General features: G+C 70.8%; 9 protein-coding genes. 7 read left to right on the top strand and 2 right to left on the bottom strand.

Annotated features, from left to right (window positions below; all coding sequences use genetic code 11):
* Positions 1 to 6 precede the first annotated feature (6 nt).
* The gene (gene purB, locus IFSED24_RS07195; RefSeq protein ID WP_491334536.1) at positions 7 to 1,311 is read left to right on the top strand and encodes an adenylosuccinate lyase; all 1,305 of its coding nucleotides are present in this window, start codon (positions 7 to 9) and stop codon (positions 1,309 to 1,311) included.
* 127 nt (positions 1,312 to 1,438) lie between these two features.
* Positions 1,439 to 4,528 (top strand): AfsR/SARP family transcriptional regulator, encoded by a 3,090-nt coding sequence (locus tag IFSED24_RS07190; RefSeq protein WP_491334535.1) that lies wholly within the window; start codon positions 1,439 to 1,441, stop codon positions 4,526 to 4,528.
* Here IFSED24_RS07190 and IFSED24_RS07185 read toward each other — a convergent pair.
* A complete protein-coding gene (locus IFSED24_RS07185) occupies positions 4,510 to 5,619 on the bottom strand; it encodes a hypothetical protein (protein ID WP_491334534.1) in 1,110 nt (369 codons plus the stop codon). The two genes, IFSED24_RS07190 and IFSED24_RS07185, sit on opposite strands and share 19 nt — an antisense overlap.
* Positions 5,620 to 5,982: 363 nt before the next feature.
* Here IFSED24_RS07185 and purL point away from each other — a divergent pair, with 363 nt between their 5' ends.
* The 5 genes from purL to IFSED24_RS07160 are packed head-to-tail and all read left to right on the top strand — an operon-like array spanning position 5,983 to position 15,602.
* The gene (purL, locus tag IFSED24_RS07180; RefSeq protein ID WP_491334533.1) at positions 5,983 to 9,258 is read left to right on the top strand and encodes a phosphoribosylformylglycinamidine synthase subunit PurL; all 3,276 of its coding nucleotides are present in this window, start codon (positions 5,983 to 5,985) and stop codon (positions 9,256 to 9,258) included.
* 26 nt (positions 9,259 to 9,284) lie between these two features.
* Complete coding sequence (locus tag IFSED24_RS07175) at positions 9,285 to 9,866, top strand: hypothetical protein (protein WP_491334532.1); 582 nt, start codon at positions 9,285 to 9,287, stop codon at positions 9,864 to 9,866.
* 9 nt (positions 9,867 to 9,875) lie between these two features.
* Positions 9,876 to 11,336: an amidophosphoribosyltransferase gene (gene purF, locus IFSED24_RS07170; RefSeq protein ID WP_491334531.1), complete on the top strand. Its 1,461-nt coding sequence runs from the start codon at positions 9,876 to 9,878 to the stop codon at positions 11,334 to 11,336.
* The gene (locus IFSED24_RS07165) at positions 11,333 to 14,026 is read left to right on the top strand and encodes a TIGR03936 family radical SAM-associated protein (RefSeq protein ID WP_491334530.1); all 2,694 of its coding nucleotides are present in this window, start codon (positions 11,333 to 11,335) and stop codon (positions 14,024 to 14,026) included. Before purF ends, IFSED24_RS07165 begins: the two co-directional genes overlap by 4 nt.
* 22 nt (positions 14,027 to 14,048) lie before the next feature.
* Positions 14,049 to 15,602: an Rne/Rng family ribonuclease gene (locus IFSED24_RS07160; protein WP_491334529.1), complete on the top strand. Its 1,554-nt coding sequence runs from the start codon at positions 14,049 to 14,051 to the stop codon at positions 15,600 to 15,602.
* Between the two features lie 59 nt (positions 15,603 to 15,661).
* Here IFSED24_RS07160 and IFSED24_RS07155 read toward each other — a convergent pair whose 3' ends face one another.
* On the bottom strand, positions 15,662 to 16,624 hold the full coding sequence (locus IFSED24_RS07155) for a glycosyltransferase family 2 protein (RefSeq protein ID WP_491334528.1): 963 nt from the start codon (positions 16,622 to 16,624) through the stop codon (positions 15,662 to 15,664).
* Positions 16,625 to 16,696 lie beyond the last annotated feature (72 nt).

Raw genomic sequence — 16,696 nt, 5'->3', positions numbered from 1 at the left:
CCCCGCATGATCGACCGTTACGCCACTCCCGAGATGACCGCCATCTGGTCCGACGAGGCCCGCTTCGAGCACTGGAAGGAAGTGGAGGTCACCGTGTGCGAGGTGCGCGCCGCGCGCGGCGAGATCCCGCAGGAGGCGGCGCGGGAGATCCGGGCGAAGGCGGCGTTCGACACCGCGCGGGTACTCGAGATCGAGCGCACGGTCCAGCACGACGTCATCGCCTTCCTGACCAACATGGCCGAGCACATCGGGCCGGCCAGCCGCTTCGTGCACCAGGGCATGACCAGCAGCGACCTGCTCGACACCTCGTTCGCGCTGCAGATCCAGGCCGCCGGCGGGGTGCTGCGCGAAGCGCTGGTGGCGCTGCTGGACGCGGTTGAGGTCAAGGCCCGGGAGCATCAGGCGACCGTGATGATGGGGCGCAGCCACGGCATCCACGCCGAACCCACCACCTTCGGCCTGAAGCTGCTGGTGTACTGGGAGGCGTTGCGCCGTGGCCTGGCGCGGCTGGACGCGGGCATCGCCGAATGCAGCTTCGGCCAGATCTCCGGCGCCGTGGGCACCCACGCCCACCTGGCGCCCGCGGTGGAGGCCGAGACCTGCGCGCGCCTGGGGCTGGCGGTGGCGCCGGTCTCGACCCAGATCCTGCAGCGCGACCGCCACGCGGCGTTCCTGAGCGCGGTCGCGCTGGTGGGCGCCACCATCGAGCAGATGGCCGTGGAGATCCGCAACCTCCAGCGCACCGACGTGCACGAGGTGGAGGAGCCGTTCGGCAAGGGGCAGAAGGGGTCGAGCGCCATGCCGCACAAGAAGAACCCCATCGTCTCGGAGAAGCTCACGGGCATGGCGCGCCTCCTGCGCGGCTACGCCCACACCGCCACCGAAAACGTGGCGCTCTGGCACGAGCGCGACATCAGCCACAGCTCGGTCGAGCGGATCATCTTTCCCGACGCCTGCCACACCCTGCACCACATGCTGCTGAAGATGCGCTGGCTCGTGAGCGGGCTGGTGGTCTTCCCCGAGACCATGCTGGCCAACATGGAGAAGGTCCGCGGCATGTACTTCAGCCAGGCCGTTCTGCTCGAGCTGACCGAGGCCGGCATCACCCGCGAGGACGCCTACGCCTGGGTCCAGCGCTGCGCCATGCGCGTCTGGGACGAGGGCGTGGCGCTGCGCGAGGCGCTGGGCGAGGACACCGAGATCACCGCCGTCCTCGACGCCGCCACCCTCGACCGCTGCTTCGACCTGCAGCATCAGCTGCGGTACGTGCCGGAACTCTTCGACCGGACGCTCGCGCAGAAGGACTGGTGAGCCGGCGCTGCGGATCCCGACGTCATCCGATCGGTTGGCCATGGTTACGTAGGCTTGGAAGCGGGGACGGCATCGGTTAGAATCTTGTCGAAGCCGACACCTTTTCGCCCCGGACACCGAGGACTCCATGGCGGCTGCCATCTTTCGCGCCAAGTTCACCGTGCCGTCGTTGCCGGCCGACTATCGCCCACGCCCGCGCCTCGATCGCTGCTGGCGGCAGTCGCGGCCGCCGCGCCTGGTCACCGTCACCGCCGGCGCCGGCTGGGGCAAGACGTGCTTCCTGGCCTCGCGGGCCCACGACCTCGCCGATCAGGCGCTCTGGTACACCCTCGACGATCTCGACCGCGACCCCTCGGTGCTGGCCGCGCACCTGACCACCGCCTGCGGTCTGCCCTTGACCGAGGAACCGCCGCTCGAACAACTGGCCGGCATCATCGGGGCCATGGATCGGCGACAGCTCCTGGTGCTGGACGACGTGCAGTCCATCGCCGACAGCGAGGCCGCCCGCCAGTTCCTGGGCCGTCTCCTGCGTTACCTGCCGTCATCGTGCGGACTCGCCCTCTCGTCGCGCGAGCCGGTTGTCCTGGCCGCCGCACGGCTCGAGACGCGCGGGGAGGCCCTCCACCTGTCGGCGGTCGACCTCTCCCTGACTCCGTCCGAGAGCAGCGAGATCCTGGCCCGCCGTTGCGGCCGCACCGTGGAGACGCTGGCCGACCGTGTCCATGCCCTCACCGAGGGCTGGCCCACCGCGCTGGAAATCGTCTGCCAGGCGCTGGCCGAGGTCGGCACACCGGAGAAGGCCGCGCGCCAGCACGCCGTCCTCGATCGTCTGGAAGCCGGCGGCAGCCGCTGGTTCGATTTCTTCGCCGAGGAGATCCTGACCGATCTGGACCCCGGAACCCGTGACTTCATGCTGCAGACCTCGCTGCTGCCCCATCTCGAGGCCGACCTCTGCGATCGCCTCCTGGAGCGCCGTGGCAGCGACCGCTTGCTGCGCACCCTGGTGGAACGGAACCTGTTCACCGTTCCGGTGGGCGACGGCTGCTGGCGTTATCACAATCTCCTGCGTTCCTGCCTGCGCAGGCGTCTGGCCCGCGATCTGTCCCCGGCCCAGTGGCGCCGCTTGCATCGCCGCGCCGCGGTGGTGCTGGTGGAGGCCGGCGAACCCGAGGCCGCGATCCTCGATCTGGCCCGGGCCGGCGATTGCGACCAGGCCGTGACGTTGCTCACGCGCCACGCCCGCTGGCTCGCCGACTCGCGCCGGCCCGAGACGCTGCGCTGTGCCCTGGCCGCCCTGCCCGACGCCGCCATCCGGTCCCAGGCCGGTGCGCTCGTGGTGCGGGCGAGCCAGGCGCACCTCTGCGGGCGCTGGCAGGACGCCGAGGACGATCTGCGCCGCGCCCGACGGCTGCGCCCCTCGGCCGACCTGGCCTCCCAGCTGCAAGCCCGGCTGGTGCGGCTGCACCTGCAACGCGGCCACTTCGAACAGTGCCTGCGCAGCGGCCGCCGGGTACTCGCCGGCTCGCGGCGCCTGGCACTCGCGGATCGTGGGCTGATCCTCTCGTCGCTGGGAGTGGCGGCGGCGAGTCTGGGACGGCTGGACCAGGGCGAAGAATTCCTGCAACAGGCGCTGGCCGGGGCCCGGCGGCGCGAAGATCGGACCCTCGAGGGGCGTTGTCTCTATCTTCTGGCGGCCAACGTCCACTATATCCGGGGTGATCTCGACCGCGCCCTGGCCACTGCCAGGCGTGCCCGGGATCTCTACCAGGAGCTCGGCCGTGGCGACCTGGCCTGCCACGCCGAGGGCGTGCTGGGCTTCGTCCTCGCCGGCCGGGGTGACGCGGCGGCGGCCCGGGCGTCCTCGAACTGGGCCCTGCAACACGCCGAGGCCATCGGCTACCGGCTCGTCGCCGGCTACGCGCGTCTGACCCTGGGAGAATGCGAGCTCCTCAACGACGATCCAGCGGCGGCGGCAGCCCGCTTTGGCGAGGCCTACGCCATCGCCGGCGAGCTGGGCGAGGAGGCGCTGGAGACCTGGTGCCGGCTGGGCCTTGCCGAGGCGGCCTGGCGCCGGCAGGACCTCGCGGAGGCGCGCCGGGAGGTCCAGCGTGCCCTGGCCCTGGCCAAGCGTCGCGGCGACCTCTTCTGCCAGGCCCGGGCCCTGGCCCAGCGGGGTCGGCTGGAGGCGGTCGACCACGATCCCGCGGCGCGCCGCACCTGGCAGGCCGCCGAGCGCCTGCTGGCTCGCCTGGGCGCCGATCTCGAACGCTGGCGGCTTCGGCTCTGGCGCGCCGCCGCCGGCGACGAGGATCCGGCCCAGGTCCTGGCGCGCCTCGCGGAATCGGCGCCGGCCTTCCTGGTCGACCGCCTGGAGTCGGAGCTGGCGCGGCGGCTGGGCGAGGAGCAGAACGCCGCGGACAGCCCGACGGCCGCCGAGGCTGCCGCGTCCGGACTGACGGCATTGCATCTGAGGGTCCTGGGACCTCTGGAGGTGGTGCACGGCGAGGCGGAGCTGGACCCCGGAGTCTGGCGCTCGCGTCGCGCCCGCCGTCTGCTGAACCTGCTGGTCGTGCGCTACCCGAGGCCGGTGCCGCGTGAACAGGCCATGGAGGCGATGTGGCCCGAGGCGGATCCCGACAAGGCCGCCGTGAGCCTGCGGCAGGCGGTGTTCCAGCTCCGCAACGTGCTCCAGCAGGATCACGTGCTCACCGAGGGGGAAACGCTGCGCCTCGAACTGGGGCCCGGCGGCAGCTGCGACGCCGAGGTCTTCGCCAGGCGACTGGCGCGAGCGCGCGGCGCTCGTCGCGTCGGCGATCGCGATGGCGAGCTGACGGCGCTGCAGGAAGCCGTGGCGTTGTGGCGCGGACCACTGCTCGCGGACACACCCTACGACAGCGTGGTGGAGGAACCGGCGGCAGCCTTGCGCCTGGATTTCCTCCGCGCCGCCGAGCGTCTGCTCGAACTGCAGACCGCCGCCGGCACCTGGGACGAGCTGGTGATCGTGGCCCGCCGCGCCCTCGACGAGGATCCGCTCCACGAGCCGTTCGCCCGCTCGCTGCTGCTCGGGCTCCTGCGGCTGGGCCATCGCCAGGACGTGGTCGACACCTACGCCCGCTTCGAGTCGCGCCTGGTCCGCGAGCTCGACCTCCTGCCCTCGGCGCGGCTCAAGGAACTGGCCGAGCAGGCCTCCGGTCACGATCACTCGCTTATGCCGTAGTCCGGCGCGTTGCGGTTGACGATCTTCACCGGCCGCCAGCTCGGCTCGGCGTCGAGGACCGGCGGGTGCTCCTGGTCGCTCAACAGGTAATGGCCCTGGCCGTCGGTCCAGGCGTGGTCGTACATGGGCAGCTCGGTGAGCTCGCCGGTCACCGGATCATAGGTCTCCATCTGCTCGGTCAGGACCTTGAAGGTCTCGTGGTTGATGTCGCTGTTGGTCTGCATGCGGTCCTGCTGCATCTGGGCGTCGAGGCCGTTCATGTACTTCTGCAGCTCGTGGTACTGTCCGCCTCGCTTGCGGGCGCCCTCGGCGGCGCGAGCCACCCACTGCGGGTCGAGCCGGAAGCTGCGCAGGCAGAACTCCATGACGCGCTCGGCGTCCTGCCACTGGTCGCGCGGCACGGCATAGCCGAAGGTGGCGGCATTGGTCCACAGGAATCCGCCGATGTCGATGAGCACGCAGTAGAGCCGACCGCATTTGTCGACCCCATCCTGCCGGCCCGTGAAGGTGAGCGACCCCACCTGCCACCGCGACGCCACGTTGCGGGGCACCAGCGGGTCGAGCCAGGGGGCGGGCTGGACCTGGCCGGTGAAGCGGACGTCCTGGATGGCGCCCTGCAGGAGGCTGGGGAAGACGATCTGCTCGAGGTACGCGGGAATCTCCACCCAGGGATAAACGATGCAGCCGTTGAGCATCTGTCCGGGTTGCGGGTTGAGCATCCCACCGCTCGAGCGGGCCAGCGACTCCGGCGTCTGGAAGTAGAACTTGGGCAGGAACGCCAGCGCGCTCCGCCCGTCCGCGCTGACGGCGGCGAAGTTGATGTTGCCCTCGATGAGGTCGACGATGTTGCCGGGCACGCCGCTGGGCACCATGCCGCCCTGGGTCTGCCAGCCCCGGGGGATGAGCATGGTGAACGCCCCCTGGGTCCGCTCGTGATGGACCTCGAGGACGACGTCGCCGGCCAGGTCCTCGCTGGCGGTGGCCGTGAGCCCCGCCAGGATGATCAGGGCGCTCGCGGCGGCGAGGAGGACACCGTGCCACCGGTCCTGGTCGGCGGTCCTGGCCCGGGGCCGGTGCTTGAGGGTGATCATGGGGGACCTCCATCTGGTTTGCGGGATGCCTGATGGTCACGATTCCAGCTTAGTGGGGTGGCGTTACGCCACCGTTACTCCCGGCCCCCCTTGGTCCGTGCGGGAGAGTTCCTGACCGGTGCCTTGGAGAGTGTGTCCGGTCGGCCTCCACGGACCTGGAGCGGGATTCGAATGATGAATTGTCATTTCCAGGGCAGGTATTGTCATGTTGCGGACGCCTGAATGGGCCTCGCCAGGGCCGGACACACTCTCCGTGTCACAACCTGCGGCTTTTGGTTTGCCAGTTCAGGAGTTACATTGTCGGTTCCCTGGCGTTCGCTCAGGTCCTGAACCGGTTCCGCACCGCCATCTCCGGGGGTAACCGTGGCCACACGAGACGAGAGTTTCGCTCCTATTCCCGTTGCCGAGCACGACGACGAAAGTCTGCGCAAGTTCTTGCGCGGCCACGGTTTGACCCTGGCTGCCAGCGAGGCGCGCAAGGTCGCCGAGTTGCTCGGCCGCGATCCCACGCTCACCGAGATGACGCTCTTCGACACCATGTGGAGCGAGCACTGCTCGTACAAGAGCAGCCGGCCGTACCTCAAGAAGTACCTGCCCAACGACGCCACCAACGTGGTGATCGGGCCGGTGGAGGACGCGGGCGTGGTGGATTTCGGCGAGGTAGACGGCCGGCGCTGGGGCATCATCATGGCCCACGAGAGCCACAACCATCCCAGCCAGGTCATGCCCGTGGAGGGCGCGGCCACCGGGATCGGCGGCATCGTGCGTGACGTGTACTGCATGGGCGGCGAGGTCATCGCCACGCTGGACCCGCTGCGCTTCGGCTGGCCGCTGGCCGAGGGCCCAGACGACGCCGGCGACGCGCACCGCCGTGACATCGCCCGCGAGGTGGTCACCGGCATCTGGGAGTACGCCAACGCCATCGGCGTGCCCAACCTGGGCGGCGACGTCTACTTCCACCACTCGTTCAACGAGAACTGCCTGGTCAACGTGGTCGCCATCGGCCTGGTCGACCAGGATCACATCACGCACAGCCGCGTGCCCCGCGAGGCCGCCCAGGAACCCTACGACCTGATCCTGGTGGGCAAGCCCACCGACTGGTCGGGCATGGGCGGGGCCGCCTTCGCCTCGGCCACCCTCGACGCCGAGGCCGCCACCGAGAACAAGGGCTCGGTCCAGACCCCCGACCCCTTCCTCAAGCGCATCCTCACCGTGGCCAACCGCGCCGTGCTCGAGCTGTGCCGCGACCAGAAGGTGACCATCGGCTTCAAGGACCTGGGCGCCGGCGGCGTGTCGTGCGTCACCAGCGAGCTCTGCGACGCCGGCGGCTTCGGCTGCGACGTGGACCTGGCCCTGGTGCACCAGATCGCCGACCTGCCCGCCCGGGTCTGTGCCTGCAGCGAGACCCAGGAGCGCTACGGCCTGGCGGTGCCCTCGCGCCTCACCGAGCAGGTCCTGAAGATCTACAACGAGGATTTCGCGCTGCCCATGGTCTACGACGGCGCGTGCGCTTGCCGCATCGGCCGCGTCACCGTGGACCGTCGGTACGTGCTGCGCCACGGCGACCGGATCCTGGCCGACGCGCCCATCGACACCATCACCGAGGGCATCCGCTACGACCGTCCGCTCGAGGCTCCGGACACGCCGGACGTTCCGGCGGACGCGCGGCTGGACGAGGCGCCGGCCACGGCCATCGCCGCCGAGTGGCAGGCGCTCATGGGACACCCCAACATCGCCAGTCGCGAGTACCTCTTCCGGCACTACGATCCCGAGGTCCAGGCCGGCACCATCCTGCGTCCCGGCGAGGCCGACGCCGGCGTGGTGGCCCCGGTGCCCGGCAGCCGCCGCGCCGTGGCCATGACCTGCGACGGCAACCCGCTGCTGGGCGTGGCCGACCCCTTCGCCGCCGGCGCCCGCGCGGTGATCGAGGCCTGTCGCAACGTGGTCTGCGTGGGCGGCGAACCCGCCGCCATCACCGACTGCCTCAATTTCGGCAATCCCGAGGTGCCCCGCGCCATGTGGCAGTTCGCCGAGAGCGTGCGTGGCGTGGGCGAGGCCTGCAGCCGCCTCGGTCGCCTCTCGGCGCCTCACGAGCCGCTGCCGGTGATCTCGGGCAACGTCTCGTTCTACAACCAGTCGGCCAGCGGCCGGTCGGTGGCGCCGTCGCCGGTGATCGCCTGCGTGGGCGTGGTGGACGATTATCGCCGCTGCCGCAGTCAGCACCTCAAGAACCCCGGCGATCGCCTCTACCTGGTGGGTCGACCGGTCCGCGAGACCGGTGGCAGCCTCTTCCTCGAGGCCGGTTTCCAGGCCGGCCGCCCCGCGGTGCCGGCCATCGATTTCGACGCGGTGCGCGCCGAGCTGGCGGGCGTGCTCTCGCTGGTGCGGGCGGGGATCGCCAACGCCGTGCACGACATCGCCGACGGCGGCCTCGCGGTGGCCCTGGCCGAGATGGCCGTGGGCCTGGAGGGCCAGGCCCGCCTCGGCGCCCGCCTGCGCGTGCCGTCCGAACTGACCGACCTCACCCTGCGCGAGGTGCTCTTCAGCGAGGGCGGCGGATTCCTGGTGTCGTGCGCCGCGGCGAGCGCGGGCGAGGTCGAGAAGCTGCTCAGCTTCAGCAGCAGCCAGTGGTGGCCGCTGGGCGAGGTCACCGCCGAGCAGGATCTGGTGGTCTGCGGGGTGGAGGGTACCACGGTCACCGTGCCGGTGGCCGACCTGGCCCGGGTGTGGCAGCAGGGGTTGCCGCGTCTCTTCGGCGGCGAGGCCGCCGCCGATGCCGTGCCGGCCGCCGCGACGGCGACCGGCGATCCGCTGCCGGTCCAGCCCGGCCCGGCGGTCCTTTCCCGCGTGCCGCGGCTGGGGGTGCTGCAGCTGCCGGGGGTCAACTGCGAGACCGAGTCGGCGCGGGCCATCGAGATGGCCGGCGGCGCGGCGGAGATCTTCCGCTGGACGCGGCCGGCCGCCGAGCTCGCGCGCTTCGACGGCTTCCTCATCCCCGGAGGCTTCAGCTACCAGGACCGGGTCCGCGCCGGCGCCGTGGCGGCCAAGGATCCGCTGCTGGCGGTGCTGCGCGAGGCGGCCGCCGGCGGCAAGCCCATCCTCGGGATCTGCAACGGCTGCCAGGTGCTGGTGGAGAGCGGCATCGTGCCGGGGATCGAACCCGGTGCGGTGGAGGTGGCGCTGGCAGCGAACCGGCAGCCGGGCCGGCGCGGCTACTACTCGCGCTGGGTGGGGCTGGAGCCTGTTTCCGGCGGGCGCTGCTCCTTCCTCGATGGTCTGGATGGTGTCTTCCCGGCGCCGGTGGCCCACGCCGAGGGCCGCTTCACTCACGAGGATCCCGCATACTTCGACCAGCTGGCCGCCGACGGCTACGTGGCGCTGCGCTATCATGCTCTGGCCGGCGGCAGCGGCGGCAACCCCAACGGATCGCTGCGTGACGTGGCGGGCCTGACCAATGCTGGCGGCAACGTGCTGGCCATGATGCCCCATCCCGAACGCGCGCTGCAACTGCGCATGGTCCCGGAGGACCTGCCGCACGCCTGGGGCGCCCTGCGCCGCGATGCCGCGGCCGATCCCGAACGCCTGGAGGCCGCCGGTCCCGGCTTCTGGCTCCTGCGGCGACTCGTGGAGCTGTGCTGATGACGGTCACCGAAGGGACGACGACGATGACCCAGACCACTCTGCTCGTGAGCCACAAGGGCGTCGACCTGCACGCCGCCACCGCCGTGCGCGTCATGCAGCGTCGGCTCGAGGGCGGCGACGCGCTGCAGGCGCTTTTTCGCGGTGAGCTGCACACCTTCTGGGGCGCGGGGGACGGGCGCCGGGTGAGCGACCTGCTCGAGATCGGGCGCTTCTTCAACCCCAACAAGCACCACTACGGACACTTCGAGCTGGCCGCGGCCGGTGAGCCCTGGCTCGGCGACCTGGGCCAGGGCGGCGCGCAGCTCGCGCCGAGCTGGCCCGGCTCGGCCGTGGCGTCGGACCTGGCGCCGGTGGATGCCGGCCTGGCCGACCGCCTGCTCGGCGGTGCGGTTCCCGCCGGTCACGTGGCCGTGGACGTGGCAGCGTTCCCGCTGGGCGAGCCCGGACCGATCCTTTCGGGCGTGCTCTGGCGCCTGATCCTGAGCGACGATGGCCGAGACCCCGGCCGCCTGGCCGACAAGCTCACGGTCGCCCGCAGCGGCGACCAGGGCCTGCTGGTCAACCCCCATCTGCACGGCTGGCTGACCGCGGTCCGCCGGCCCTGAGGAGACGACATGAGCGACCACAGGCACTGGCGCGAGGAATGTGGCGTGGTGGGCATCGCCGGGGTCAACGGTGCCGCCGAGCTGGCCAGCATGGCCATGCATGCGCTGCAGCACCGTGGCCAGGAATCGGCGGGCATCACCGTCTCCGACGGTCACCTGATCCGCACTCACAAGAGCATGGGCCTGGTGGCCGATTGCTTCGACGAGAACACGCTCAAGAGCATGCCCGGCACCTTCGCCATCGGACACGTGCGCTACAGCACCAGCGGCAGCAGCAACCTGATCAACGCCCAGCCGATCCAGGTGGCCAGCCATCGCGGCGCCGTGAGCCTGGCCCACAACGGCAACCTGGTCAACGCGCCCCAGCTGCGACGGGCCATGGAGCTGGCGGGGTCGATCTTCTCCACGACCAGCGACAGCGAGGTCATCCTGCACCTGATGGCGCGCAGCCGCGCCGAGACCGTGGCCGACGCGTTGCAGGAGATCCTGCCCGAGGTGAGCGGCGCTTACAGCCTGGTGCTCTTGACCGGTGACACGCTCATCGCCGCACGCGACCCGCTGGGCTTCCGACCGCTCTGCCTGGGCCGCTTCCAGGACAGCTACGTGGTGGCCAGCGAGAGCTGCGCGTTCGACATCATCGGCGCGCGCTACCTCCGTGACGTGGAGCCGGGCGAGATGGTGGTGCTGGGGCAGGGAGAGCTGGTTAGCCGGCGCGTGGCCGAGGCGGGCATCGAGCGCCGCTGCGTGTTCGAGCACGTTTACTTCTCGCGCCCCGACAGCCAGATCTTCGGCACCAGCGTGGAGCGGACACGGCGGGCCAGCGGCGAGATCCTCGGCCGCGAGGCGCCGGTGGAGGCCGACCTGGTGACCGCGGTGCCCGACAGCAGCAACACCGCCGCGCTGGGCTTCGCCCGCGCCACCGGCATCCCCTTCGAGCTGGCGCTGATCCGCAACCACTACGTCGGCCGGACTTTCATCTCGCCGGCGCAGCAGGTGCGCGACATGTCGGTGCGCATCAAGTTCAACCCGGTGCGCGAGGTGCTGGCCGGCAAGCGCGTGGTCGTGGTGGACGACTCCATCGTGCGCGGCACCACCATGCGCAAGCTGGTCAAGCTGCTGCGGCAGGCCGGGGCCGAGGAGGTGCACCTGCGCATCGCCTCGCCGCCGGTGAGCCATCCCTGCTTCTACGGCATCGACACGCCGGTGCGCAAGGAGCTCATCGCCAGCAGCCACACCAACGAGGAGATCGCCGCCTACCTGCGCGTCGACAGCCTCCACTACCTCAGCCTGGAGGGGCTGCTCGAGGCCACCGGCGAGGGCGACCGCTACTGCAACGCCTGCTTCACCGGGAAGTATCCGGTGCCGTTCGATCTCGAGCCCGACAAGGCGGTGTTCGACCGCCATGCCGCCGGTGCCGAGCTGATCCTCAAACCGCGCCCGGGCAGCGGCGCCGACGAACCGGAGGCGTGATCGACATCACCCCCGACACCTGGCGGCCCGACGGCCGCTTCGCCGATCCGGCGGAGCTGGGACGCGTCCTCGAGGGGCGCGTCCTGCCGCTGGTGACACGGCCGGCGCGCTACATCGGCGGCGAGGACGGCGCGGTCCCGGCGGATCGCTGGCGCGCCGACGGCGCCAACGTCCTGCTCTGTTTCCCCGACGCCTACGAGGTGGGCATGTCCCACACCGGGCTGCGCATCCTCTACACGCTGCTCAACGCGCGTCCGGACACCTTCTGCGACCTGGCCTTCACCCCCTGGCCCGACCTCGAGGCCGCCATGCGCCGCGAGGGCCTGCCGCTCCACGGCCTGCAGACCCGCCGCGCCGCTAGCCAGTTCGACCTCATCGGCTTCTCGCTGGGTTATGAGCTGGCTTACACCAACATGCTGACCATGATCGACCTGGCGGGCGTGCCGCTCCGCGCCGCTGCTCGCGGCGAGGGCGATCCGCTGATCATCGCCGGCGGGTCCTGCGTCATGAACCCCGCGGTGATCGGCCCGTTCTGCGATGCGGTGCTGCCGGGCGACGGCGAGGAGGTGCTGGGCGAGGTGGCGGCCGTGGTGGCGGCCGCGCGCGCCGTGGGCGTCTCGCGCCAGGAAACACTGGCGCGCGTCCGCGCCCTGGACGGGGTCTGGTGGGAGGGCGTGGCCGGTCCGGTCCCGGCCCGCGTGCTGGCCGATCTCAACGCGGTGCCCATGCCCGACGAACTGGTGCCGGTCACCGAACCGGTGCACGACCGGCTGGCGGTGGAAGTGATGCGTGGTTGTGCGCGCGGGTGCCGGTTCTGCCAGGCCGGGATGATCCAGCGGCCGGTGCGCGAGCGCGACGTCGCCCGGGTGGTGGCCGCGGCGCGCGACGGCAGCCAGGCCTCGGGATTCGCCGAGGTCGGACTGCTCTCGCTGTCGACCAGCGACTACACCGGGCTCAAGCCCGCGGTGGCGGGGATCCAGGACGAACTCGCCGGGACGCGCACCAACCTGGTGCTGCCGAGCCTGCGGGTCGATTCGGTCGATCAGGAACTCCACGAGCGGATCGGCCGCGAGCGACCCAGCAGCGTCACCTTCGCGCCGGAGGCCGGGACCCAGCGGTTGCGCGACGTGATCAACAAGCAGATCACCGAGCAGGAGATCGTCACCGCCGCCGAGCAGGCGCTGCGCAGCGGAATCAAGCGGATCAAGCTGTACTTCATGATCGGGCTGCCCACCGAGACCAACGAGGACCTCGACGGGATCGTGGCGCTGGCCGGCCGGATCATCGGGGTGGCCCCCCGCGGCGGCTCCCAGGTCACCATCTCGATCTCGCCCTTCGCGCCCAAGGCGCACACGCCGTTCCAGTGGGCGGGACAGATCGGCCGCGAGGAGATCGCGCGCCGGAACCAGTACCTCGCGCGACGGCTGCACCGGCTCAAGGCCAAGGTCAGCCTGCGCGATCCCGAGGTGAGCTTCCTGGAAGCGGTGCTCGGGCTGGGCGACGCCAGGCTGGCGGACGTGGTGGTGGAGGCCTGGCGCCAGGGCGCGCGGTTCGACGGCTGGGACGAATGTTTCGCTTTTACCCGCTGGGAAGGTGCCCTGGCCTCTTGCGGCGTGGATGGCGATGCGGTGGTGGCCCCGCGCGACCCCGCCGCCGGCTTGCCCTGGGACACGGTGGCCGGCCCGGTGGACCGGGCCTTCCTGCAGCGTGAGTGGGAGCGGGCGCTGGCCGGGGAGACCACCGCCGACTGTCGCCTGGATGGCCCCTGCACCGCCTGTGCGGCCTGCGGCGATGGGCTGACCCATCTGGCCGCCGACCCTGCGCCCGGACCGGTCACCAGACCGGCGGCGACCGTGGCACCGGCGGAGCCGCCGCGGGCCGCAGAGGATCCGCGCTGGCGGTCCTGGCGCGAGCGCGCCTCGGCCAAGATCTGGTGCCGGCTGGAGTTTGCCAAGCACGGCCGTCTGGTGTTCCTTGGGCATCTGGATTTCCAGCGCATGCTGCACCTGGCCCTGCGGCGTTCCCGCTTGCCGGTGGCGTACAGCAAGGGTTATCATCCACATCCGTTGCTGAAGTTCGGTCCACCGCTGCCCGTGGGGGTGGCGGGCGACCACGAGGTCCTGGACCTCGCCTTCCAGTGGGAGGAGCCCGGTTGGCAGCGCCGCCTGGCAGCGGTGTTGCCCGAAGGGCTTGCCGTGGTGCGTGGGGTGACCGTGGGCTCCATCACGCCTCCGAGCATCGACGCCCGCGCCGAACGGTCCGACTTCCGGATCGTGCTGCCGCTTGCCGCGGATGGCGGACCGACCAGCGACCGCGCACGGGAGTGCGTGGCGACGTTTCTTGCTTCGGAGAGCTGGCCCTGGCGCCGGCAGCGCCCTGGCAAGCCGGACATCGAGGTGGATGCCCGCTGTCTGGTCCCCGCAGGGGGGCTGGTCTGGGCGAAGGGAGCGGACGGGCCCGAGTCCGCGGTCTTGCGCCTGAGCCTGGGGCGCGATGCCGCCGGCGCCGGCCTGCCGGTGCATGAATTCCTGGCCGCCCTCTTCGGGGCGGACCTGCCTGAGCCACGCTGGTGCCGGGTGACGAGGACGGGCCTCAGCGGCTGTGACGAGACCGGCCGCTGGCTCTCGCCGTTCGAGGAGATCCTGGCGCTGCGGCGCCGCGTCTGGCTGCAGGCACACTTGAACGACTGACATTGGTATCGGAAACGGAGATATGCGCAAAGACATCATCATCAATTCGACCCCGCACGAGGTCCGCGTCGCGATCCTCGAGGACGGCGAACCGGTCGAGTTGCTCATCGAGCGGGCCGACGCCCGCCGCATCGTGGGCAACCTCTACAAGGGCAAGGTGACCTCGGTCAAACCGGGACTGCAGGCGGCTTTCGTGGATATCGGCATGGAGAAGGCCGGCTTCCTGCACGCCAGCGATGTGGTGCACAGCGGCACCGGCGAGGACGACGAGGACGACGACGACGACGATCGCCGCCGTGACCGCAACGCCCCCGTGCCCGACATCGGCGACATGCTCAAGGTGGGCGACGACATCGTGGTCCAGGTCACCAAGGAGCCCATCAGCACCAAGGGGCCGCGCCTGACCGCCGACCTCTCGCTGCCGGGCCGCTACCTGGTCATGATGCCCAAGGGCCGCCACATCGGCGTGTCGCGGAAGATCGCCGACCGCCGCGAGCGCGTGCGCCTTAAGCAGTACCTGCAGAAGCACCGCCCCGATCGCGGCGCGTTCATCATCCGCACCGCCGCCGAGGGCGCCGACGAGGACGCCATCCGCACCGACGTCCACTACCTCTCCGACCTCACCAACACCATCCGCGAACGGGCCAAGGAAGTGGTGGCGCCGGGGCTGGTGCACGAGGACGTGGGCCTGGTGGTCGGCCTGATCCGCGACATCTTCAAGGAAGACGTGGAGGAGCTGATCATCGATGACCGCGAGGATCAGCGGAAGCTCCTGGAGTACGCCCGCTTCTTCGCACCCAAGCTCGAGAAGCGCATCCGCCTCTACACCGGCGACCTGCCCATCTTCGACCATTACGACATCGAGCAGGAGATCAAGAAGTCGCTCGACAAGCGGGTCTGGATGAAGAAGGGCGGTTACCTGATCATCGAACCCACCGAGGCGCTGGTCTCGGTCGATGTGAACACCGGGCGCTTCACCGGCAAGCGCAACCAGGAAGACACCATCCTGCAGACCAACATGCTGGCGGCGCGCGAGGTGGCGCGCCAGCTCCGGTTCCGCGACTTCGGCGGCATCATCGTCATCGACTTCATCGACATGGAGAGCGAGGCCAACAAGCGGCGTGTGCTCAACGAGCTGCGCAGCCATCTCAAGCGCGACCGGGCCCGCACCAAGGTCTTCCAGGTCTCGGGACTGGGCCTGATCGAGATGAGCCGGCAACGGGTCCGGCCCTCGATCCTCGCCCAGCTCAGCGATCCGTGCCCTTACTGCAGCGGCACCGGGAAGGTGCTGTCGCTGGACACGCTGAGCAACCGCATCGAGCGGCTGGTGCACCGCATCGCCATCGTGACCAAGGAGCGGCGCCTGCAGATCCAGGCCAACCCGGTGCTGGCGCTGTTCCTCCTGGAGGAGCGGCCCGAGCACTACCGCGAGATGTGCCGCGCCTTCGATCTCGAGATCAACGTCATGGACGATCCCGGGCTGCACGTCGAGGAGTTCCGCATCGTCTCGCTGGAATCGGACAAGGATCTCATCGCCGAGTTCGAGAAGAAGGCCAAGGGTCGCGGCCGACGCTGATCGTTAAGCCAGTCGGCGCCCGCCCCTCCCGATCATCGGGAGCGGCGGGCGTCGTCGTTTCAGGCGGCGCGGTCGGTGGTGTCGGGGGGCGTGGGGGCGATGTCGCGGCGGAACTGGAGCGCGGTCTCGAACGCGAAGCGCCGCGCCAGGCGGCGGCTCCGCGGCGACCAGAAGCAGGCGGCGTGGCGCAGGGTCTGCAGTCCCTTCTCCCAGACCTGCGCGAGGCGCGCATGCCTGACCGCTCCCCGCCCGGCGTTCTTGGCGAGGTACAAGCGATAGCTGTGCTGGAACTGGGCGAGGCTGAATCGCGAGACGAGCTCGGCGGCGCGGCCTTCCAGATGGACCACCTCCACACCGCCGATCAGCACGATGGGCAACCCGGCCCGCCACGCGCGCCGGCACCAGTCGGTCTCCTCGAAATAGAGGAAGAACCGCTCGTCGAGCGGCCCCACCGCGGCGAGGGCCGCGCGCGGGATGAGCAGGCAGGCGCCGGCCACGTAGTCCACCTCGCGGTCGGACTCGCCGTGCCGGGGGATGTCGGTGAAGCGGATCCAGCGCTGCCAGCGGCGGCCCAGGGGAAGGTCCGCCAGGGGACGCAGCCAGTGGAAGCGCGGCGAGGGGAAGTTGCCGCAGGTGATGGTGGGAACACCGTGACGGTCGGTGAGCAGCGGACCGAAGCCGCCGCAGCCCGGACGGGCGTCGGCCGCGGCCAGCAGCCGGGTGAGCGACAGCGGCGGGCAGACGGTGTCGGGGTTCAGCAGCAGGACCGACCGGCCGCGGGCGCGGGGCAGGACCAGGTTGTTGGCCCTGGCGAACCCCAGGTTGCCACCCGAGGCCACCAGCTCCACGTCCGGGAACTCTTCGCGCACCATGGCGGCGGTGCCGTCGCGCGAGGCGTTGTCGACCACCACGACCTCGCAGGCCAGGCCCGCCGTGGCGGCGGGCAGGCTGGCCAGGCAGTCCCGCAACAGGTCGCGGGTATTCCAGGCGACGATGACGATGCTCAGGTCGATGGTCTGCATGAGGGCCCAATGATAAGCCGATACCGGCGGTGAGACAACCGGCGGCAGCGGTCGGGGCCTTCCGGGGCCACG

This window comes from Candidatus Latescibacter sp. IFSED24 (assembly GCF_058273205.1).
The sequence above is the reverse complement of the archived record's forward strand: the minus strand, read 5'-3'. Positions and strand labels throughout refer to the sequence as shown.

Bases quoted from the DNA above. Each gene is read 5' to 3' on its own strand.
- purB (WP_491334536.1), top strand. From the start codon at position 7: ATGATCGACCGTTACGCCACTCCCGAGATGACCGCCATCTGGTCCGAC.
- IFSED24_RS07190 (WP_491334535.1), top strand. From the start codon at position 1,439: ATGGCGGCTGCCATCTTTCGCGCCAAGTTCACCGTGCCGTCGTTGCCG.
- IFSED24_RS07185 (WP_491334534.1), bottom strand. From the start codon at position 5,619: ATGATCACCCTCAAGCACCGGCCCCGGGCCAGGACCGCCGACCAGGAC.
- IFSED24_RS07175 (WP_491334532.1), top strand. From the start codon at position 9,285: ATGACCCAGACCACTCTGCTCGTGAGCCACAAGGGCGTCGACCTGCAC.
- purF (WP_491334531.1), top strand. From the start codon at position 9,876: ATGAGCGACCACAGGCACTGGCGCGAGGAATGTGGCGTGGTGGGCATC.
- IFSED24_RS07160 (WP_491334529.1), top strand. From the start codon at position 14,049: ATGCGCAAAGACATCATCATCAATTCGACCCCGCACGAGGTCCGCGTC.
- IFSED24_RS07155 (WP_491334528.1), bottom strand. From the start codon at position 16,624: ATGCAGACCATCGACCTGAGCATCGTCATCGTCGCCTGGAATACCCGC.